Origin of the sequence: Erythrobacter sp. (assembly GCF_011765465.1) — a bacterium.
Taxonomy (GTDB): Bacteria; Pseudomonadota; Alphaproteobacteria; order Sphingomonadales; family Sphingomonadaceae; genus Erythrobacter.
The window spans coordinates 2699102-2719912 of record NZ_CP050265.1; the positions used below are offsets into that span (position 1 = coordinate 2699102).

Here is a 20811-nt window from a genome sequence, read left to right on the forward strand (position 1 = left end):
CGGGCCGCAAGCAGCGGGCCTTAGCCACCTCACCCCAGAGCCATGGTTTCCCTTCGCCCCTCCTTTTCCGGCGCCGTCGCAGGTCTTGCGGCGGCGTTCGGCGTGTGGGCCAGCCCCGCGCCGGCGCTGGCGCAGGATGGCGACGGGCGGGATGTGACCTGGCAGGCGAACGAGGACGACTTCCTGTTCCTCCAGCCCGTGATCGGCAAATACAAGCTCACGCTCGACGTGCGCGGATACCGGACCGACCGCGGCGTGTGCCTGGACCTTGCCGACGTGATCCAGTCGCTCGACCTGCCCATCCGCATCGACAAGAAGTCGCGCCGCGCAACTGGCTGGCTGTTTGCGGAGGACCGGACCTTCACTCTCGACCGCGACACGAATACGGTACAAAACGTGAACGTGGGAGGGCGCGCGCCGATCTCGGGCGACATCTACGACACGCCTGAGGGCTGGTGCGTCGATACCAAGGCCCTGTCACGCTGGTTCGGGATCACCTTCACCCCGGATCTCTACAATTCCATCGTCCGGCTCGAAACCGACCGCGACTTGCCGTTCATGCAGGCGATCGAGCGGCGAAGTCGCGCAGCGCGACTTGAGCGCCGGTCGAAGCAGACCTTCGATTTGTCCAAGTTCCCGACCGCCGACATGGAATACAAGCCGTGGCGCACACCGTCGGTCGACATTGTCGCCCAGGGCGAGGTCACGAGCGGCGAGGCGGGGCGCGAGCCGACCGGGGGCCGGGTCGAACTCTACGCCGCGGGAGAGGCGCTGGGGGCGAGCTATTTCGCCCGCTTCGCGACCGACCAGCAGCTCAATCCGCAGACCGTGCGCCTGCGGGCCTATCGCAATGATCCCGAGGGCGGGTTGCTCGGCCCGCTGCAGGCGACGCAGGTCGCGGTGGGAGATGTCGAGACGATCGCGGGCCGCCTCACCGGGCAGACCCAGGTCGGGCGCGGGGCGTTCGTCTCGAACCGCCCGCTCGGCCAGACCAATCGCTTTTCCGCAACGACCCTGCGCGGGACGCTCCCCGCCGGGTGGGATGCGGAGCTTTATCGCAACGGCCAGCTGATCGCCTTCCAGGATGATCGCGGCGATGGGCGCTATGAATTCGTCGAAATCGAGCTGTTCTATGGCCGCAACGATCTCGAAGTGGTCCTCTACGGGCCGCAGGGACAGATCCGGCGCGAAAAGACCAGCGTGCCGGTCGGCTTCAACCAGATCGAGCCGGGGCAGACCTATTACTGGGCGGGCGTGTTGCAAACGCAGCGCGATCTCATCCAGCTCAACCGGCAGAATGTCTTCCTGCCGCAGAAATGGCGCTGGGGGGTCGGAGTCGAACGCGGACTCGACCAGAGGACGAGCGTGTCGCTCGGGATGCAAAGCCTGTTCTTCCAGGGCGCCCGCCGCACCTATGCTGAGGGCGCGCTGGTGCGCACGCTCGGTGCGATGCAGGTCGAACTGATCGGCGCGCATGAATTCGGCGCCGGCGCGGTTGCCGAGGCGAATGCGCTCGGCCGGGTGGGCGGCATCAATTTCGGGGTCAACGGGCTCGTGTCCTTCGGAAGCTTCACGAGCGAATTCGCCGCGAACGACCTCGACTGGCGCACCGGGTTCACTTTCGACACCTCGCTCGCCTTGGGCAAGGCATCGATCCCGATCCAGGGCGACTTGCAATATTCGCAACTAAGGGACGGCGCGCAGCTGACCGAGGCGATGTTGACCACCTCGGTCACGGCCGGGAGAGTCGCGCTCTCTGCGCAGCTCAGTCGGCAGGACCGAACCGCCGGCGTGCTCGCCCCCGCGCGGACCGACACGCGATTGCGCCTGCTCGCCAACACGCGGTTGGGCCGCTTCCGGTTGCGCGGCAACGCGATCTGGGCTTTCGAGGGGCCGCGCACCGGGCTCGAGCGGGCCAATGTGCGCGTCGATGCCAATATCGACGAGCGCTCGGATATGCAGGCGCAGGTGGAATATCTCGGCCAGTCGGACGAATTCCGCTTCACCGGAGCCTATACGCGCCGCTTCGACAAGCTGCTCCTGCGCGGCGATGCCTTCGTCACTTCGCGCGGAGGGGTGGGGGCCGGAGTGCAGGTCGCCTTCAGCCTCGGCCCGGACCCGGTCAAGGGCGGGGTCCGCGTCTCGCAGGCCAAGCTCGCCCGCAACGGCCAAGCCGATGTCACCGTCTTTCGCGACGACGACGGAAACGGTCGGCGCGATCCGGGCGAGCCGGTGCTCAAGGACGTGCTGGTCGAAGCCGGGTAGCGCAGCACCGATGCTTTCACCGGAGAAAACGGCCGCGCGATCGTCGACGAGTTGCGCCCCTTCCGCCCGGTGCTGGTCGGGGTGGATGAAAGCACGCTGGGCGATCCCTTCCTCGCGCCCGCGGTCAAGGGCATCGTCGTCACTCCGCGCCCCGGCGTGATGGCGAAGATCGACATCCCGATTTCCCCCAGCGGCGAGGTCGAGGGAACCCTGCTGAGCGTTTCGGGGACCGAGCAGCCGGGCGTAGCCCTCGAACTGGTCGACGAACGCGGGAACGTGGTCGCGGAGACGGTCAGCGAATTCGACGGCTTCTTCCTGTTCCAGCGCGTGCCCTATGGCCGCTACAGCCTGCGCGTCGCCGACGAGGCGGCGAGGAAGCTCGAGGTGGTCCAGGCGCTCCCAGGGCCGCGCGGCGCGGCGGGCTTCACGATCCGGCAGGGCGAGGACATCGTGCGGATCGGCCCGATCAAGCTGCGCAGCACCGACACACCGCCGCCTCCAAAAGCCGACCAGGTCGCGGCGCGCGGCCCGGCTTCCGTTTCGCCGGAATAGGCGTCAGTCGCCCTTGATCATTTTCGGCGAGGGCTGCGGCCGGGGAACCGGGCGCGGCGCGGGGGCCGGGGCAGGCGCGGGGATCGAGCGCGCCGCCGGGACCGTTTCCTCGCGCACCGTTTCGCGCACGATCACGCGCTGCGGCTGTTCGTAGCGGACCGGGACCATCACCATCTGCGGCGGCGGGGCATAGGAATAGCTCGGCGCGTAGCCATAGCCGTAGCCCGGATAGGCATAGCCATAGGCCGGAGCGGGGGCCGGGGCCTGCGCCGGGGAGGACGGGATGCTGCGCGAGGCGATCCGCGCCGGCTGGCCCGCGGGATAGCCGTATTGCGAGATGTAGCTGTCGAGCGCCGCCTCGCAATCATAGCGGTCGTTCTTCTTCCCCCCGCCGATCAGGTTGCCGAGCAGCAGGCCGGCCAGCCCGCCCGTACCGGCCCCGATCAGCGTGCCGGCGAGCCGTTCGCCGTCCGCGACGCGGTTGCCGATGATCCCCCCGGTGATCGCGCCGAGCAGCGCGCCGATGATGCCGCCCTTCTCGCGCTCGTCCCGGCCCGAGGTGCGGCGCTCGCATTCTTCGATCCAGCGCTCGCGCTCGAACACGACCGGGGCCGGGCCATAGGGCTGGTAGCCGGGTGAGGGCGGCGCGCCTGCCTGCCGGGCGTAGGCTTGTCCTGTATACCCCTCGTAGCCCTCGGGGTAGGCGGGTGCCTGGGCCTCGATCCGGCGGGTGCGGGTGATCACCTCGACCCCGTCCGGGCCTTCGGTCACGTCCTCGCTCACGATCGGGCCGGTGCGATATTCGGGCGGGAGCTGGCTAACCTCTTCGGCGCTCATCGGGGCGTCCTGCGCCGCGGCGGCGGTGCCGAGCGCGAGCAGCGGAAGCCCGGCGAGCGCAAGGGTGGAACGGACGAGACGGCGAGTGGCAGGCATGGCGAATTCCCCCGCAGGCTGCGCCGACCCGCGTGGCGCGCGACTCGCGCCCGGTCAGGTCGGCCGAATGGTTAGGAGAAAGTTACCACCGCCACGCTCCCACGCCCAAGCGCCCCGCGCCGCGCTGTCTCGTTTCGGGGCGTTCGCGCGGGGATGCGCTAATCGTCAGATCCGGTCGGCGAGCAGGTCCGCGAGTGCCTCGACCCCGCGCGCGTCGGCCTCGGCGAAGCGCGCAGGCGAGGGGCTGTCGAGGTCGATCACCGCGACGACTGTGCCATCGCGCTTCACCGGCACGACCAGTTCCGAACGGCTCGCCGCGTCGCAGGCGATATGGCCGGGGAAGGCGTGGACGTCCTCGACCCGCTGCGTTTCGCCCGAAGCCGCCGCCGCGCCGCACACGCCCTGGCCGAAGGGGATGCGGATGCAGGCCGGCCGCCCCACGAATGGGCCGAGCACCAGTTCCTCGCCGCCGGACTTGGCGGGCGCGACGCGGTAGAACCCAGCCCAGTTGAGATCGGGCAGGAATTCCCACAGGAGCGCCGCGACATTCGCCATGTTGGCGACACCGTCGGGCTCGCCCTCGGTCAGAGCGGCGGCGGCCTCGACAAGCTGGCGGTGGAGTTCTGCGGGCGCGAGGCTTTCATCGGGTCGGAAATCGAACATGGGAATGCTCCATAAGGCCAAGCGCCATTGCGGCAAGCCGCGCCGCGCACTAATCGCTGGCGACATGGCTATTCTTCGCAAGATCGCAATCGCGCTGCTGGTGATCGTCCTCGTCGTCGGCATCGCGCTCTGGTTCCTCACCCGCGGCGACACCGCCGACCTGCCGGTGGAGGAGGTCGCCGGGACCGACCCCGTATTGCAGGAGCCCGATGCCGAGGCTTTCCCGACGGTCCAGATCGCCGATCCGGTCGGCTGGGAAGAGGGCGAGAAGCCGACCACCGCCGAGGGGCTGGTGGTGGGCCGCTTCGCCGAGGGGCTCGACCATCCGCGCGTGCTCTATGCGCTGCCGAACGGCGACATTCTCGTCACGCTCACCCGCGCGCCGGCCAAGGAAGACGATGGCGAGGGCGGGATCATGGCGACGATCGAGGGATGGGTCGCCTCCTACCTTTTCTCCAAGGCCGGCTCCGCCGGGACTTCGCCCAACCAGATCGTGCTGCTGCGCGATGCCGACGGGGACGGGGTGGCCGAGATCCGCAAGGTGATCCGCGAGGCCGACCTCGATTCGCCCTCGGGCCTGAGCTGGAAGGACGGAACGCTCTACGTCGCCAATCACGACGCGGTGCTCGCCTTCGATTACGAGCTGGGCGCCGATGCGGTGACCGGGGAGCCGCGCAAGCTGATGGACCTGCCCGCGGGGGGCAACCACTGGATGCGGAACATGGAACTCTCCCCCGACGGAGAGGAGCTTTACGTCGCGGTCGGTTCGGCCAGCAATATCGGCGAGCGCGGGATGGAAGCCGAGGCCGGCCGGGCGATGATCTGGCGCTACGACCTGACCGAAAACCGCCAGGCGCAGTTCGCCGCCGGGCTGCGCAATGCCAACGGACTCGATTTCAGCCCGTGGACGGGCGAATTGTGGACCACGGTGAACGAGCGCGATATGCTCGGATCGGACCTCGTGCCCGACTACCTCACCAATGTCCCGATCGGCGCGCAGTACGGCTGGCCGTGGCTCTACTACAAGGACAATATCGACCGCCGGGTCGAAGCGCCGATGCCGCAATACCTGATGGAATACACCCGCAATCCCGAATACGCGCTGGGCCCGCACGTCGCCGCGCTCGGGCTGGTCTTCACCCGCGGCGGGCACCGCATGGGCGAAGCTTTCGCGCGCGGCGCCTTCATCGCGCGGCACGGGTCGTGGAACCGCAAGCCGCCCTCGGGCTATGACGTGGTCTTCGTGCCCTTCGACGATCGCGGCAACCCGGTGGGCAAGCCGAAGCCGGTGCTCGGCGGGTTCCTGCAGGGCGACGGGACGACCAATGGCCGCCCGACCTGGGTGGAGTGGGCCGAGGACGGTGCGCTGCTGGTGTCGGACGACACGGCGGGAATCATCTGGCGCACGGTCAACCCGGATACCGAGCCCGCCGCTCCGATCGAGGCGAACGAGAGCGAGCCATTGAAGCCCCGCGAGCAACTGCGCGACCCGCGCGCCGAGCGTGAGGCGCGCGCCCTGCGCGAACAGGCGGCGCAGCAGGACTAGAGCCGCTTGCCCGCGCGCCCGGCCAGTTCGGTGGCGAATTGCAGCGCGGTGCGGCCCGACCTGTTCCCGCGCGCGATGGCGAAGCCGAGCGCTTCCTCCTCGTCGAAGGCGAGTCCAGCAGGCTCGGTGTATCCGCGCAGGATCGCAAGATAGGTCTCCCGGTCCGCCGGATGGAAGGCGAGTGTCAGTCCGAACCGGTCGGCCAGCGCCAGCGCATCGTCGCGTTCGTCGCGTTCGTGGAGCGCGCCCGCCTCCGCCTCCTCGCGGCGCACAATCGCGCGGCGGTTCGAGGTCACGGCGATGCGGACATGAGGCGGGCGCGGAACCACGCCCCCGTCGAGCAGGCTGCGCAGCGCAAGCATATCCGCGCGGCCCTCTGGCCCGAAGCCGAGATCGTCGATGAACAGGAGGAAAGCGCGGTCCTCGCCGGCGAGCGCTTCGATCAGCGCGGGAAATCCCGAAAGCGAACCGGGTGCGAGCTGGACCAGCGCGATGCGGCCCGGCCTATCCTCTTCCAGCGCCGCAATTGAGGCGCGCACCAGCGCAGACTTACCCATGCCGCGCGCGCCCCACAGGAGCACGTCGTGCGCCGCCGCTCCCTGAGCCAGCCGGGTTAGGTTGTCCATCAGCGCGCGCTTCTGATCGTCCACCCCGCGCAAGCTATCGAGCGGCAGCGCGTCGATCCGAGCGACCGGATGTGCCGCGCTCCCGTCCCAGCGATAGGCCGGCGCGCTGCGCCAATCGGTGGGGCGCGGCGCGGGCGGGGCGATGCGCTCGAGCGCCGCGGCGATCCGTTCGAGCAGCGCGCGGCTCTCGTCCACCGGATCAGCCCGCGAGCTTTTCCGTGGGCAGCGCGTAGAGCAGGTCCGCCCCGCCGATCGCGCCCGCCTTCAGCCCGCTCGCTTCGCCCACGATCCGGTCGAGGAAGAAGCGCACGGTGACGGGCTTCGTTTCCGCCAGTGCCGGGGCGCTGCCTTCGGCGACCGCGGCGAGCTGCTTCGTCAGCTGCCACCCGGCGACCGCGACGGCGGCCATGGTGCAGAAGGGGACGCTTCCCGCGAGCCTGTCATCGAGGCTTGCCTCGTCCCGCATCCAGCGCGCGACGTTTGCGCAGTCGGTGGCGAGCGCGGCCAGCGCCGGTTCGTCCGCCGCATCGCGCGCGATTTCCTCGAACAGCGCGATCATCGGCTCGCCGCCTTCGAGGCCGAGCTTGCGGGTGACGAGGTCGGCCGCCTGGATGCCGTTCGTGCCTTCGTAGATCGGGGCGATCTTCGAATCGCGCCAGTGCTGCGCCGCGCCGGTTTCCTCGACGAAGCCCATGCCGCCGTGGACCTGGATGCCGATCCCGGCGACTTCGACCCCGACATCGGTCCCCCACGCCTTGACCATGGGCACGAGGATGTCGGCGCGCGCCTTGGCCGCCGCGTCTCCGAGATTGCCCCGGTCGACCTGCCCCGCGCAGTAATAGAGCAGGGCGCGCACGGCTTCGGTGAGCGATTTCATCCGCAGGATCATGCGGCGCACGTCGGGATGCTCGATGATCGCCACCGGCGTCTTGTCGGGCGAGCCCGCGCGCGCCGACTGAACGCGGTCCATCGCGTAATGGATCGCCTGCTGGGTCGCGCGCTCGGCGATCTGCGTGCCCTGGTTGCCGACATTGATCCGCGCGTTGTTCATCATCGTGAACATCGCGGCGAGACCGCGGTTCTCCTGCCCGACGAGTTCGCCGATGCATTCGCCGTTGTCGCCGTAGCTCATCACGCAGGTGGGCGAGGCGTTGATGCCGAGCTTGTGTTCGAGGCTGACGCAGCGCAGGTCGTTGCGCGGACCGAGCGAACCGTCATCGTTGACGTGATACTTCGGCACGAGGAACATCGACACCCCGCGCGAGCCTTCGGGCGCGCCGGGCAGGCGGGCGAGGACGAGGTGGATGATGTTCTCGGCGAGGTCATGCTCGCCCCAGGTGATGTAGATCTTCTGGCCGGTGATCTTGTACTTGCCCGCGTGGGGGCCGTCCGTAATCGGCTCGGCGGTGGAACGCAGCGCGCCCACGTCGGAGCCGGCGGCGGGCTCGGTCAGGTTCATCGTACCCGACCATTTCCCGCTGACGAGGTCGGGGAGGTATTTCGCTTGCTGGTCCTTCGACCCGTGGTGTTCGAGCGCGTCGATCGCGCCGACCGACAGCATCGGCAGGAGGTTGAACGCCATGTTGGCCGCGCCGAGATTCTCCAGCACGTTGCAGGCGAGCGTGAAGGGCAGGCCCTGGCCGCCGAACTCGGCGGGCGAGGCGATGGCGTTCCAGCCCTGCTCGACATAGGCGTCGTAGGCTTCCTTGAACCCGTCGGGCAGGCGGACCACGCCGTTCTCGAGCTTCGCCCCTTCGAGGTCGCCCACGCGGTTGAGCGGCGCGAATTCCCCCGCGGCGAACTGGCCGACGCCTTCGACGATGGCCTCGACGAGGTCGGGTTCGGCATGGGCGAAACGCTCGGTCCCTTGCAATTCCCCGATCCCGGCATTGACGCGAATGGCAAGCAGCTGGTCCTGGGTCGGCGGGGTAAAGGGTGTCACGGCGAAATGCGTCCTTGGCTTGGGGGAGAGGGAGGTGTCGGAAAAGCGCCCTTGGCAGGCGGTCGCAACGAATATAGCGCCCATGCGATGAGCGACAAGGACGCAAGCGCGGTGGTTCTCGCCGATGAGGAAGGCATCGCCCGCGCCGCGAAGGTGCTGGCGGCGGGCGGGCTTGTCGCGGTTCCGACCGAGACGGTCTACGGGCTCGCCGCGCGGGCGGACGACGATGCGGCGGTCGCGCGCATCTATGCCGCGAAAGGGCGTCCCGGCTTCAACCCTCTGATCGTCCATGTCCGCGATGCGGAGCAGGCGGCGCGCTATGGCGACTTTTCGGGCCCGGTGCTGCAGGACATCGCAGGGGCGCGCTGGCCCGGACCGCTGACGCTGGTGGTCGAGCGGCGCCAGGATGCAGGGCTGGCCGAGGCCGTGACGGCAGGGCTTCCCACCGTCGCCCTGCGCGCCCCGGCGCATCCGGTGATGCGGCGGCTGCTGGAGATGGTCGATTTCCCGCTCGCCGCGCCTTCGGCCAACCGTTCGGGCTTCATCAGCCCGACCAGCCCGGAACACGTCCTCGCTTCGCTCGACGGACGGGTCGACCTCGTGCTGGACGCGGGACCGACCGAGGCGGGTGTGGAATCGACCATCCTGCGGATCGGCCCCGGCGACGAATGGCACGAATTGCGTCCCGGCCCGGTCGATGTCGCGGCGCTTTATCGACATTACCATGATCGTGAGATGCCGGGCGCACCCGCAGCCGAGGGGATCACCGCCCCCGGCCAGCTTGCGAGCCACTACGCGCCGGGCAAGCCGGTGCGGCTGGAGGCCAGCGAAGTTGCGCCAGACGAATTCCTGATCGGCTTCGGCGCGGTTGCGGGCGACTGCACGCTGTCGGCGGCCGGTGACGTCAATGAAGCGGCGACGCGGCTCTATGCCTGCCTGCACGAAGCCGCGCGCTCGGACCGGCCCCGCATCGCGGTCGCCCCCGTCCCGGATGAGGGCGTGGGCCGGGCGATCAACGATCGCCTGCGCCGGGCCGCGACGCCTCCGGACTAATCCTCGGGCGGCGGGGCGGAGGGCAGGCGCGCGCGCAGCTTTTCCATCTCGGCCCAGGTGGCGCGCGCGTCGGCGCAGGCATCCTCGTCCTCGTCGCGGCAGTCGGCGATTTCCTTGCCATAGCGCCGCTCGAGCTTGCCGAGGCGTTCCTCGCGTTCGCGCAGTTCGCGGCCGCGTTTCTCGTCGCGTTCGGAATCGCTGGTCGTGGCGAGGTCGACCACCTCGCCCGCGGCGCGCACCGGCAGCGTCACGACATCGACCGCCGCGCGGGCGAGACAGCCGGACAGGAGGGGGAGGGCGGCCAGCACCGCCAATGCGAAAGGAGCGCGCATGGCCGCACCATGCGCGCTCCGATGATTCGTGCAAGCCTGCTGCGGCAGGCGGATCAGCCTTCCGGCGCTTCGATCACGGCGTCGGCGGGCTCGGTATCGGCAGCGGGCGCGCAGGTCAGCTTGCCCGAGCCGACCGCGTTGACCTCGCACTTGGCCCGGCCCGTCACCCGCACGTCGCCCGATCCGGCGATGTCCGCCTGGACCGTGCCGTCGGAGGCGAAGGCGACATCGCCCGCCCCGCCGATCGTGATTTCGGCTTCGTCCACCTTGAGCCCGGCAAGGTCGACATCGCCCGATCCGCCGATGCTCACCTCGAGCTTCGTCGCCGTGCCCGCGCCCTTGACCGAGCCGCTGCCGCCGATGGTTACTTCGAGACTGTCGGCGGCGATCCGCTCGATTTCGATGTCGCCCGATCCGCCGATGGTGATCTCGGCATCCTTCGCAAGCGTCGGCGCGAGGACCGTGCCGCTGCCCGCGATCACGATCTCGCCGGGCGGCGGCATGGTGACATTGACCGTGACTGCGCTGCCCGATCCCCAGCTCCCTTCCTCGCGGGTGATGCCGAGCGTTTCCTCGTCGAGGCTGAAGCGCAGCTTGTCGGTCTCCGCCGGATCGCCGTCTACCGTGATGGCGAGCGTGTCGCCTTCGGTCAGCACGACCCGGTCGCCGCTGGCCAGGACGAGTTCGGTCGGGGCCGGTCCGCTCATGTCCAGTTCGGCGAGCGGCACGCCGTCCATCCCGTTCACCTTGAAGTCCATGTTGCACCCGCCGAGCGCCGTGCCCAGCGCGAGCGCCGCGACGGGCGCCATGCGTTTGATGAACCGTTCGATCATTGCTTCCCTCCAGATGCCGTCTGTGTATTGGTGGTGTAATACACCAGAATGGCGCGCGCAAGTCCGATCGGCCGATCCGATTCAGGAAGGCGCAACGAAAAGGGCCGCCCCTTGCGGAGCGGCCCCTTCGTGCCTCGAGCGGTGGGAAATCAGCTTTCCTCGGTGCTCTCGTAATATTGCGGCGCGTGTTCGCGCAGCACGTTCAGGATCTTCTCGAGCGCGGTCGGCTCGTCGGTTTCCTCCATCGCGGCGAGTTCGCGCGCGAGGCGGCTCGACGCCGCTTCGAAGATCTGGCGTTCGGAATAGGACTGTTCCGGCTGGTCTTCCGGGCGGAACAGGTCGCGGGTCACTTCGGCGATCGACACGAGGTCGCCCGAATTGATCTTGGCCTCGTATTCCTGGGCGCGGCGCGACCACATGGTGCGCTTGACCTTGGGCTTGCCCTTGAGGGTTTCCATCGCCTCTTTCAGCGTCTTGTCCGAGGACAGCTTGCGCATCCCGATGGATTCGACCTTGTTCACGGGCACGCGCAGGGTCATGCGCTCCTTCTCGAAACGCAGCACGTAAAGCTCGAGCTGCATCCCGGCGATTTCCTCGCTCTGCAGTTCGATCACACGGCCGACACCGTGCTTGGGATAAACGACGTAATCTCCGACCGTGAAGGCAGGCGCATTGCTAGCCATGCGAGTTCCTTTCTTTCAGCCACCGGCAACCGGCGCGAAACGGGCGAATGATTCCTCTCGGTGCAATGCCTGGGGGAGGCTGGCACCGGGCCGCATTCAACCGAAGCTGTGTTGCTGGTAAGTGGCCTGTTCCTGTTTTTTGGCGCCGCCACCGGGACCGACCGGTGGGGTTGGACCATTCTATAACATATCCGCAACAAAATTGCGAGTCCCGATACCTTACGATTCCTATCGCGCGCGTCTGAGGCGTTTCAGGGTGTCTTGCGTGACCCGGGGCCGGAAGGCGCGCTCGCTTGCGCGACGAAGGCCCCGATGAGCAGCAGCAGCGCGCTGATGAAGAGCCAGGTCAGGAACACGACGACCGCGCCGAGCGAACCATAGGTCGCGTTGTAATTGCCGAAATTGGAAACGTAGAAGCCGAAGAGAGCGCTTGCGACCATCCACCCGAGTGCGAACAGCACCGCCCCGCGCAGGGCGGCGGCGTAGGGCACGCTTCTGCGGGTGTTGGGGACGATGCGGTAGGCGAGCACCGCCCCGCCGATCCCGACAAGCCCGACCAGCCCGAAGGTGGCGAAGCGTCCGGCGGAATCGGCCAGGAACACGGACACCACCGTGGTCGCCCCTGCGACCATGCCGAAAGCGACGATCGCGCCCAGCGTGATTGCCAGCGCGAGCAGGTTCGCCCGGATCAGCCCGCGCTTCTCCTTCGCCCGGAAAGCGACATCGAATGCTGTGATCACCGCTCCCGCCGCGAGCCGTGACCCGAACAGGGCCAGCCCCAGCGCAACGAGGAAGCCGAGGCCCGATGTCCCCCCGCGTCGTTCGGTGGCGCTTTCGAGCTGGTCGGTGACGAGGTCGGCGGAGGACGCGGGCAATTCCTCGGCCAGCGTGGCGGCGTGACCCGCGACCGTCTCGGGTTCGGCGATCAGGCCATAGGCGAGCACGATCGCGCCCAGCAGCGGGACGAAGGAGAGGAAGGCGTAATAGGCGATCCCCGCCGCGAGCAGCGGCGCGTTCTCCTCGTTGGAGCGGGCGTAGCCGGACTTGAGCGATGCGATGAAGGAGCCCATGCCCCTTTCAATCGCGACCTCGCCGGAGCGTTCCGGGCGGGTGCGACCGGCGAACCGGGCTCAGCCGTTCGGAATCAATCGCCCTCGCCGGGCTCCGCGCTGAAATATTTCTCGAACTTGCCCTCTTCGCCCTTGTGGTCGTCGGCATCCTCGGGCGGTTCCTTCTGGCTCGTGATGTTCGGCCATTCGGCGGAATATTTCGTGTTCAGCTCAAGCCACTTTTCCAGCCCGTCCTCGGTATCGGGCAGGATCGCCTCGGCCGGGCATTCCGGCTCGCACACGCCGCAGTCGATGCATTCGCTGGGATTGATCACCAGCATATTCTCGCCTTCGTAGAAGCAATCGACCGGGCAGACTTCGACGCAGTCGGTGTACTTGCACTTGATGCAATCTTCGGTGACGACGTAGGTCATTGAGGAGCTTTCATATCATTCGATGGCGTTTGGTCCGGAGCTATGGCGATTTCACCGTGAGGGTCAAGCTCACGATAATGACACTTGGCGAGCGCGGGCGAGGCGCGCCGGTCGGGCAGCGACAGCACTTCGACCACCCGCACCTCTCCCCCCACCGGGAGTGTCAGGACATCGCCGATAGCGACATTTTCCGACACGCGCCGCACACGATTCCTGTTGCGGCGTAAAGCGCGCGTTTCGATCAGCGCGCGGGCGGCGGAGCGGGTGCGGGCGAAGCGCAGGTAGACGAGCAGCCGATCGAGCCGCATCGTCGCATCCGCGTCCGCGTCCATGCGCGCGCCGCCTTATCCCTGCGCGCGGGTCACTTGCCCGCCTTGCCGGAAAGGAGGTCGGCGAGCCCGTCGAAAGCGCCGCCGGCGCGCGCGGGCCCGGTGTCTTGCCTCGCGGGGCGCGGCTTGCGGTCGCGCGGTGCCGGACCCTTGCGCGGCGGCCGCTTGCCCTCCTTGCGGGGCTCGTCGCGGCGCTCGGGCCGTCCGCCTTCGCGGCTCCGCTTCGCCTCTCCGGCGCGCCTCGGGCGCCATGTCCAGCTGTCGGGAGCGGGCGGGCCGAAGGCGCCTTCGGCAAGGTCGCGCGCGCGATGGTAGCGGAATCCTGCGCTGCCGAGCAGGCGGCGGGCGTTGTCCTCTTCCAGCCCGATCGAGACGGGCAGGGCGAGGTCGAGCCGGAAGCGAGCGCCTGTCCGGGCCTTTCGCGGTTCGGGCGCATCGCCTTTCGCCACCCGCTCGTTCGCCTTGCTGCGCGCATCGAAGGCGGCGCGCAGGATCTTCTCGGCGAGGTCAACGCGGATCACTTGGCTGCCCGCCGGGCGGTATCCGGCGGGCAGGCGCTTCGCCTCGCCGAGCACCGGGAGCATGGCGGGCTCGAGCGGCCTGCGGTCGAGCCCGAGCGCATGGAGCAATTGACGCGGCGCGGGCTTCAAAAGGTCGCGCGCGAAGATATCGAGCGCGCCGAAAGTCACGCCGAGCTTCCTCAGGAAGGGCCGCATCTCCTTGGGCAGGTGTTCGAGCCCGGCCTTTTCGCGGCTGACGACGCCGCCCGCCTCGATCAGCGTGATGAGCAGGGCGCGCGCCTCGGACCCGGCGGCGGGGTCGCGCGCGGCCTCGGCCAGCTTGCGCAGGGGCGCGAGCGGCTCGAGCCGCGCGGCCAGCCATGCCGAAAGGCCCGCTTCCAGCTTCGCGCGCGCCGCATCGGGCAGCATCGTCACCTCGCGCGCGAAATCGAGCCGCGCCTCGCCGAAATCGGCCGGCATGACGATGGTCGCAAGCGCGCGCCCGTGCCAGCGGATCGCACCTTTCGCGATCTCGAGCTCGTCCAGCTTTTCGCCGAGCAGGTTCTCCGCGCGCTGAGTCAGGATCGCCGGCAGCGCGCGTTCGCCCGCGGCGAGCAGCATCTTGCGGTCGGCCAGTGTCGCGTCGGGATCGACCGAAAAGCGGAATCCCTCGAGCCGCCCGATCGGCTCGCCCTCGACCGTCACGCGCCCGTCGGGCTCCAGCGTGACGGGCAGGGCGCTCGCATCCTGTCCCAGCGATTTCATCAAGATCGTCGTCCTCCGGTTGACGAAGCGTTCGGTCAGCCGCGCGTGGAGCGCGTCCGAAAGCTTCGCCTCGACGGCCCGCGCGCGGGCCGCCATCTCGTCGCGGGCGAGCACCCAGTCGGGCCGTTGGCAGATATAGGCCCAGGAGCGAATCGCCGCGATGCGTCCCTGCAGCGTGTCGATGTCGCCCTGCACACGGTCAAGTTCGGCAATGCGCGCAGCGACGAAATCCGCGCCGAGATAGCCTTCGCGCAAGTCGTCCCACAGCCGCGCGACGAAGCGGGCGTGGGTGTCGACCCCGACCGAGCGGAAATCGGGCAGCGAGCAGGCTTCCCAGAACCGCCGAACCGAGCCCGTCCCGCGGACGCTGTCGGCGATGGGTTCTTCGGCAAGGCGCTTGAGCACGGCGAGGTCGATCGCCTGCGGAGCGGGTTTCAGCGCTTCGTCCTGCGGCTTCGATTCGAGATCTGCGATGAGCGTTGCGAGGTTGTCGAAGCGCGGTTCTGCCTCGCGCCAGAAAAGGTGGGTGAGCGGAGCGAAGCGGTGCTCCTCGATCGCGTAGATCTCCTCCTCGGTGAATTCGAGCGGCGCGCCGGACCGGCTGCCGCCGCCGGTCAGCGTGCCGAAGCTGCCGTCGCGCTGGTGCCGCCCGGCGCGCCCGGCGATCTGGGCCATTTCGGCGGGCGTGAGCCGCCGCTTGCGCCGCCCGTCGAACTTGGTGAGTGCCGCGAAGGCGACGTGGTCGAGATCGAGATTGAGCCCCATTCCGATCGCGTCGGTCGCGACGATGTAATCGACCTCGCCGTTCTGGAAGAGCTCGACCTGGCGGTTGCGCGTTTCCGGGCTGAGCGCACCCATCACCACCGCTGCGCCGCCGCGAAAGCGCCTCAGCGCCTCGGCCATGGCGTAGACCTGCTCGACCGAGAAGGCGACCACGGCGGAGCGCGGCGGCAGGCGCGAAAGCTTGTCCGAGCCCGAATGCGTGAGGGTGGAAAAGCGCGGCCTTTCAATGAGTTCAGCGCGCGGTATGAGCTGGCGCACCAGCGGTTCGAGCGTGGCCGAGCCCAGGATCATCGTCTCGTCCCGCCCGCGCGCGTTCAGCAGTCGGTCGGTGAAGATGTGCCCGCGTTCGGGGTCCGCGCCCAATTGCGCCTCGTCCACCGCGACGAAGGAATGTCCCCCGCCGACGCGGTCCATCGCTTCGGCGGTGCACAGGAAATAGCGCGCGCCCGGCGGCTCGATCCGTTCCTCGCCGGTGATCAGCGCAACCGCGTCGTCGCCCTTGATCGCGCGGACCCGGTCGTAGACCTCGCGCGCGAGCAGGCGCAGCGGAAAGCCCATCATGCCCGAGGAATGGCCGCACATCCGCTCGATCGCCAGATGGGTCTTGCCGGTGTTGGTCGGGCCGAGCACGGCGCGCACCTGTCCGCCGCTTTCGCCCGCGCGGCTCCGGTCGGATGCGGTTGCGGGAAAGGTCACGCCGAGCCTTGTGTCAGGCTTGGCGCGGGCGGGCAAGTTCCCCCGGGACAGGTCCGCGCCCCGGTGAGCCTCAACTGGCCGCAGCCAAGACTCGCCCGGTCGCTGGTTAACGCACCATTTACTTTCATGGGGCAGGAAAGCCCGCCAATTGGGGAGAGTGCGGTAGGAGTGCCGCAGGGACCGCCTCCCGATTCGTAACCGGAGCGGATACTTGGATCACGCACTCGCCATAGTAAGAGAGGATCGGGACGCGCGCGACTGGCCAGGGGACAATGGTGCCGTGGAAGCGAGCACAGACCTACCCGATTCGCATAATGTCGCGGCTTACCTGCGAAAGGGCAAGGCGCTCGTCCCGCCGAGCTCGCAGCAGAAGGTGAAACGCCAGGTCGTCACCCGCGTGCGCGGCTTTTCCGATCGCTATGACGAATGGAAGCTGGCGGTCGGTCGGAGGTTCGAGCGGCTCGACCTCGCCCCGGACCTGGCCGAGAATATCGGCAGCCGCCGCTGGTTCCGCGGCCTCGGCACGATGATCGCGCTGGGCGCGGCGGCCTTTGCCTTCTGGCCCGATTTCACTCCGCTCGAAGCGCACCTGTCGATGCCCGACAGTCCGGAAATCCGCGACGAGATGCGGCGCGGGATCATCCTGCCGCTTGCCCTTGGGGCGGATAGCGGGCGACGCATGGCGCCGAGCGCGCGGGTCATTCCCCTCAAGGCCGCGCCCGAACGTCCGCAGGTCGAATTGCTCGCGACGCTCGCGCCCGGCGACAGTTTCGAGGGGATGCTGCGGCGCGCCGGCGTGGCGGGGGCGGATGTCGCGCGGGTCGCGGCGCTGGTCGAGGACGCCATGCCCTTGTCCGAATTGAAGCCGGGCACGCAGGTCGACATCGTGCTCGGCCGCCGACCCGGCCCCGGCGCGCCGCGCCCGCTCGATGCTCTCACCTTCCGCGCGCGGTTCGATCTCGAACTCGAAATCGCCCGCATGGGCGAGGACGGCGCGGGCCCGCTGGCGCTGCAGCGCAATTTCATCAGGGTCGACGACACCCCGCTGCGCGTGCGCGGGAAGGTGGGCCCGAGCCTCTACCGCTCGATGCGCGCGGCGGGCGTTCCGGCGAGCGCGGTGCAGGAATACCTGCGCGCGCTCGACAACCAGATCGACATGGACCGCGAGGTCGCCGCTTCGGATGAATTCGACATCATCCTCGCCTATCGCCGCGCCGCCACGGGCGAGCGGCAGGCGGGGCAATTGCTCTATGCCGGGATCGACCGCGGCGGGCAGCCGAAGACGCAGCTGATGCGCTGGGGCGAGGACGGGCAATTCTACGAAGCCTCGGGCGTGGGTGAGCAGCGGCGCGGGCTGGTGCAGCCCGTGCCGGGGCCGATCTCCTCGCGCTACGGCATGAGGCGTCATCCGATCCTCGGCTATCGGCGGATGCACGCGGGGCTCGATTTCCGCGCCCGCCACGGCACGCCGATCGTCGCCGTGACCGACGGGCGGGTAAGCTCGGCGGGCCGCGCGGGCGGCTGCGGCATCGCGGTGCGCATCGACCACGGCGACGGGCTTTCGACGCGCTATTGCCACATGAGCCGGATGGCGGTGAGCCGGGGCCAGCGGGTCGATCGCGGGCAGATCATCGGCTATGTCGGCTCCACCGGCCTGTCGACCGGCCCGCACCTCCATTACGAGATGTATCGCGGCGGGCGCTCGATCAATCCGGAAAGCGTTTCCTTCGTCACCCGCGCCCAGCTCACCGGCACGGAGCTGCTCGATTTCCGCCGCCGCCTGATCGAGCTGAAGGAGGTCGAGGTCGGCGCGGCGCTTGCCGATCTCGAGCCGCTGCCGGGCGAGATCGAAGAGCCCAAGCGCGAAATCGAGAAGATCGACCTCGCCCGCCGGATGAACTGACCTCCCATCCCCCGCCCCCATCCCCGGATTGCCTAGGCGCGATCTTTGCGGCAACAACGCGCGTCATGAGAGGACATTATCCCAACACCCGCCTGCGCCGCACACGGGCCACGGCGTGGAGCCGCGCGCTTCACCGCGAAACCCTCATCACCCCGGCGGACCTCATCTGGCCGCTCTTCGTCACCTCGGGCGAGGGCGTGGAGGAACCGGTCGCGAGCCTTCCCGGCGTGTCGCGCTGGTCGGTCGACCTCATCGCCAAGCGCGCGAAGGAGGCGGTGGAGCTCGGGATCCCGGTCATCGCGCTGTTTCCCAACACGCCGCCCGACCTGCGCAGCGAGCGGGGCGAGGAAGCGCACAACCCCGACAACCTGATGTGCCGCGCGATCCGCGCGATCAAGGACGCCTGCGGGGACGACATCGGCGTGCTCACCGATGTCGCGCTCGACCCCTATACCAGCCACGGGCAGGACGGCCTGCTCGACGAGGCGGGCTATGTCACCAATGACGAGACCGTCGCCATGCTGGTCGACCAGGCGATCAACCAGGCCGAGGCCGGGGCCGACATCATCGCGCCGTCGGACATGATGGACGGGCGCATCGGCGCGATCCGCCGTGCGCTCGAAATGGGCGGGCACGTCAACGTCCAGGTGATGAGCTACGCCGCCAAGTATGCGAGCGCCTTCTACGGCCCGTTCCGCGACGCGGTCGGCTCGGGCGGGCTGCTGAAAGGCGACAAGAAGACCTACCAGATGGACCCGGCCAACGGCGACGAGGCGCTGCGCGAGGTCGCGCTCGACCTTGCCGAGGGCGCGGACAGCGTGATGGTGAAGCCCGGCCTCGCCTATCTCGACATCATCTACCGCGTCCGGCAGGAATTCGGCGTGCCCGTCTTCGCCTACCAGGTGTCGGGCGAATACGCGATGATCGAGGCGGCCGAGGCGGCGGGCGCGGGCAATCGCGACGCGCTGTTGATGGAAAAGCTGGTCGCTTTCAAGCGCGCCGGATGCAGCGGGGTGCTGACCTATCACGCGCCCCACGCCGCGCGCCTTTTGAATGGGTGAGTTTCGCCGTGAGACGACCCGGCTGGTGCTGCGCGACTGGTGCGAGGCGGACTGGGACGAATTCTTCCGCCTGACCGACACGCCCGCCGTGATGCGCTGGCTCGGCGGCCCGCTCGGGGCCGAGGGGCGCAGGCTCCAGCGCGAGCGGGTGACGACCTGCCGCGCGCGCAACGGGTTCTGTTTCTGGGTGGTCGAACGGCTGGCGGACGGCGGGCATCTTGCAGGCGAAATGCTCGGCTTTTGCGGTTTGAAGCGCGCCGATGCGCCGGGCAGTTCGATCGCGGACGAATTCGAAGTCGGCTGGCGATTTCGGGAGGACAGCTGGGGCCGGGTCTATGCGAAGGAGGCGGCACTCGCCGCGCTCGACCTCGCTTTCGGGACATTCGAGGCGGACGAGGTCTTTGCGATCACCGTCCCCGACAACACGGCGAGCTGGGGCCTCATGATCCGGCTCGGCATGGAACGGCGGCCCGAGCTCGACTACGACGACACGCGCTTCACCGGCGCAATGCGGCGCCAGATCCTGTATTCGATCACCCGCGACCAATGGGAGAGCTCTGAATGAACACCACCAATCCGCACCCCGGCGCGAACATCATCCCGATCCACGGCAAGACGCCGAAGATCCACGAAACCGCCTTCATCGCGCCGGGCAGCACGATCATCGGCGACGTCGAGATCGGCGCGGGTTCGTCGATCTGGTACAATTGCGTGGTGCGGGCGGATGTCTTCACCATCCGCATCGGGGAACGCACGAATGTGCAGGACGGTAGCGTGCTCCACTGCGACCCGCCGCGCCCCGACGATCCCGAAGGCTCGCCGCTCGTCATCGGCGACGACGTGCTGATCGGGCACATGGCGATGGTCCACGGCTGCACCATCCATGACCGCGGCTTCGTCGGGCTGGGCGCGATCGCGATGAACAAGGCGGTGATCGGTTCCGACGCGATGCTGGCGGCGGGCGCGATGCTGACCGAGCGCAAGGTCATGGGCGAGCGGGAATTGTGGGCCGGCCGGCCCGCCAAGAAGCTGAAGGAGCTGTCCGATGCCGCCATCGCGGGGATGAAGGTCGGCGTCGCGCACTACGCCGAAAACGCGAAACACCACGCTGACGCAGTAAGGGCCGCGCTCGGCTGAGCGCGGCCCTCTCCGGCTTGTCATCGCCGCGGGTTTGTCCCGTTTATCCGATCAGTAGATCCAGACCCGATATTCGTAGGTCGTGGGCTGCGAGACCATCCAGTAGTCGCGGTTCTCGTCGAGGCTCACCATCGAGGCCGGGACGAGCCGGGTGTCCTCGTCGAACAGGCTGTCCTCGTCGAATTCAACCACGTAATTCGTGACCATCCCGGTTTCGGGATCGAACAGGATGTCCTCGATCTCGCGCATTTCGCCATCGGCGAACATCATGTCGCCGCCGACGATGTTGTCGACCAGCCGGTCTTCGGCTTCGGCTTTCGTCAGCGTCAGCTGTTCTTTGCGATAGGGCTCGGCATCGTCGTCGATCCTGAGGTCGAGCCCGTTGTAGGCCCCGCGTTCGATCGCGACATTGTCCCAGCGGACGAAACCGTCGTCCGACCCGTAGAACGAGGAGGGATAGGGCACGTCGTAGAGGATGTAGGCGATCCGCTCGCCGGTCTTGTCGAGCACGAGGTTACGCACGTCGCCCAACTGGCTGAAGCCGTCGGTGACATCGCCGCTCATCATGCGTTCGGCGCTAACCGTTTCGTTCATCGCGTCCTTGTAGCGGTCGTGCGCCTGCTCCATCGCGGACTGGGCCATGGCGGGCGCGGCGCCGAGCGCGGTGGTGGCGAGGCCGGCTGCGAGTATTGTCTTGAGTTTCATTGCTGGTCCTCCGTTTTTGCT

Annotated in this window: 20 protein-coding genes; 8 read left to right on the plus strand and 12 right to left on the minus strand. The window is 68.5% G+C overall.

Annotation, left to right across the window (positions count from 1 at the left end; genetic code table 11):
• Positions 1–102 precede the first annotated feature (102 nt).
• Together G9473_RS13010 and G9473_RS13015 are read left to right on the plus strand one after the other, a co-directional pair.
• Complete coding sequence (locus tag G9473_RS13010) at positions 103–2265, plus strand: carboxypeptidase regulatory-like domain-containing protein (protein WP_291133754.1); 2163 nt, start codon at positions 103–105, stop codon at positions 2263–2265.
• Between the two features lie 51 nt (positions 2266–2316).
• On the plus strand, positions 2317–2817 hold the full coding sequence (locus G9473_RS13015; RefSeq protein WP_291133755.1) for a carboxypeptidase-like regulatory domain-containing protein: 501 nt from the start codon (positions 2317–2319) through the stop codon (positions 2815–2817).
• A 3-nt stretch (positions 2818–2820) separates the two neighbouring features.
• On the opposite strand, the gene G9473_RS13020 is transcribed toward G9473_RS13015, so the two are convergent.
• Complete coding sequence (locus G9473_RS13020; protein WP_291133756.1) at positions 2821–3750, minus strand: glycine zipper 2TM domain-containing protein; 930 nt, start codon at positions 3748–3750, stop codon at positions 2821–2823.
• Between the two features lie 165 nt (positions 3751–3915).
• Positions 3916–4413 (minus strand): GAF domain-containing protein, encoded by a 498-nt coding sequence (locus G9473_RS13025; protein ID WP_291133757.1) that lies wholly within the window; start codon positions 4411–4413, stop codon positions 3916–3918.
• A gap of 64 nt (positions 4414–4477) precedes the next feature.
• Between G9473_RS13025 and G9473_RS13030 the strand changes: the two genes are divergently transcribed.
• On the plus strand, positions 4478–5959 hold the full coding sequence (locus G9473_RS13030; protein ID WP_291133758.1) for a PQQ-dependent sugar dehydrogenase: 1482 nt from the start codon (positions 4478–4480) through the stop codon (positions 5957–5959).
• Here G9473_RS13030 and G9473_RS13035 read toward each other — a convergent pair.
• Entirely contained in the window at positions 5956–6780 is an 825-nt protein-coding gene (locus tag G9473_RS13035; RefSeq protein ID WP_291133759.1) for a DUF815 domain-containing protein, read from the minus strand. The genes G9473_RS13030 and G9473_RS13035 overlap by 4 nt on opposite strands.
• A gap of 4 nt (positions 6781–6784) precedes the next feature.
• The gene (locus G9473_RS13040; RefSeq protein WP_291133760.1) at positions 6785–8527 is read right to left on the minus strand and encodes an acyl-CoA dehydrogenase; all 1743 of its coding nucleotides are present in this window, start codon (positions 8525–8527) and stop codon (positions 6785–6787) included.
• 87 nt (positions 8528–8614) lie between these two features.
• On the opposite strand from G9473_RS13040, the gene G9473_RS13045 reads away from it, so the two are divergent.
• Complete coding sequence (locus G9473_RS13045; protein ID WP_291133761.1) at positions 8615–9580, plus strand: L-threonylcarbamoyladenylate synthase; 966 nt, start codon at positions 8615–8617, stop codon at positions 9578–9580.
• Here G9473_RS13045 and G9473_RS13050 read toward each other — a convergent pair.
• From G9473_RS13050 to G9473_RS13080, 7 genes are all read right to left on the minus strand, one after another.
• The gene (locus G9473_RS13050) at positions 9577–9912 is read right to left on the minus strand and encodes a hypothetical protein (protein WP_291133762.1); all 336 of its coding nucleotides are present in this window, start codon (positions 9910–9912) and stop codon (positions 9577–9579) included. The two genes, G9473_RS13045 and G9473_RS13050, sit on opposite strands and share 4 nt — an antisense overlap.
• Positions 9913–9965: 53 nt before the next feature.
• A complete protein-coding gene (locus G9473_RS13055; RefSeq protein ID WP_291133763.1) occupies positions 9966–10745 on the minus strand; it encodes a head GIN domain-containing protein in 780 nt (259 codons plus the stop codon).
• Between the two features lie 149 nt (positions 10746–10894).
• Positions 10895–11428 carry a CarD family transcriptional regulator gene (locus G9473_RS13060; RefSeq protein WP_291133765.1) on the minus strand — a complete coding sequence of 178 codons (534 nt, stop codon included), beginning with the start codon at positions 11426–11428 and terminating at the stop codon, positions 10895–10897.
• 251 nt (positions 11429–11679) lie between these two features.
• Positions 11680–12498: a YihY/virulence factor BrkB family protein gene (locus G9473_RS13065; protein ID WP_291133767.1), complete on the minus strand. Its 819-nt coding sequence runs from the start codon at positions 12496–12498 to the stop codon at positions 11680–11682.
• A gap of 74 nt (positions 12499–12572) precedes the next feature.
• Positions 12573–12911 carry a ferredoxin FdxA gene (gene fdxA / locus G9473_RS13070; protein ID WP_291133769.1) on the minus strand — a complete coding sequence of 113 codons (339 nt, stop codon included), beginning with the start codon at positions 12909–12911 and terminating at the stop codon, positions 12573–12575.
• Positions 12908–13243 (minus strand): S4 domain-containing protein, encoded by a 336-nt coding sequence (locus G9473_RS13075; RefSeq protein WP_291133770.1) that lies wholly within the window; start codon positions 13241–13243, stop codon positions 12908–12910. The genes fdxA and G9473_RS13075 overlap by 4 nt, the downstream gene beginning before the upstream one ends.
• A gap of 29 nt (positions 13244–13272) precedes the next feature.
• Positions 13273–15870, minus strand: coding sequence for a helicase-related protein (locus G9473_RS13080; protein ID WP_291138466.1), 2598 nt, complete (start codon positions 15868–15870; stop codon positions 13273–13275).
• A gap of 394 nt (positions 15871–16264) precedes the next feature.
• On the opposite strand from G9473_RS13080, the gene G9473_RS13085 reads away from it, so the two are divergent.
• From G9473_RS13085 to G9473_RS13100, 4 genes are all read left to right on the plus strand, one after another.
• Positions 16265–17887, plus strand: a complete 1623-nt coding sequence (locus G9473_RS13085; RefSeq protein WP_291133772.1) for a M23 family metallopeptidase — start codon at positions 16265–16267, stop codon at positions 17885–17887.
• Positions 17888–17952: 65 nt separating this feature from the next.
• The gene (gene hemB / locus G9473_RS13090) at positions 17953–18948 is read left to right on the plus strand and encodes a porphobilinogen synthase (RefSeq protein WP_291133774.1); all 996 of its coding nucleotides are present in this window, start codon (positions 17953–17955) and stop codon (positions 18946–18948) included.
• Positions 18941–19513 (plus strand): GNAT family N-acetyltransferase, encoded by a 573-nt coding sequence (locus G9473_RS13095; RefSeq protein WP_291133775.1) that lies wholly within the window; start codon positions 18941–18943, stop codon positions 19511–19513. Before hemB ends, G9473_RS13095 begins: the two co-directional genes overlap by 8 nt.
• Positions 19510–20085: a gamma carbonic anhydrase family protein gene (locus tag G9473_RS13100; RefSeq protein ID WP_291133777.1), complete on the plus strand. Its 576-nt coding sequence runs from the start codon at positions 19510–19512 to the stop codon at positions 20083–20085. The genes G9473_RS13095 and G9473_RS13100 overlap by 4 nt, the downstream gene beginning before the upstream one ends.
• A 51-nt stretch (positions 20086–20136) precedes the next feature.
• Here G9473_RS13100 and G9473_RS13105 read toward each other — a convergent pair whose 3' ends face one another.
• On the minus strand, positions 20137–20790 hold the full coding sequence (locus G9473_RS13105; protein WP_291133779.1) for a hypothetical protein: 654 nt from the start codon (positions 20788–20790) through the stop codon (positions 20137–20139).
• Positions 20791–20811: the final 21 nt, after the last annotated feature.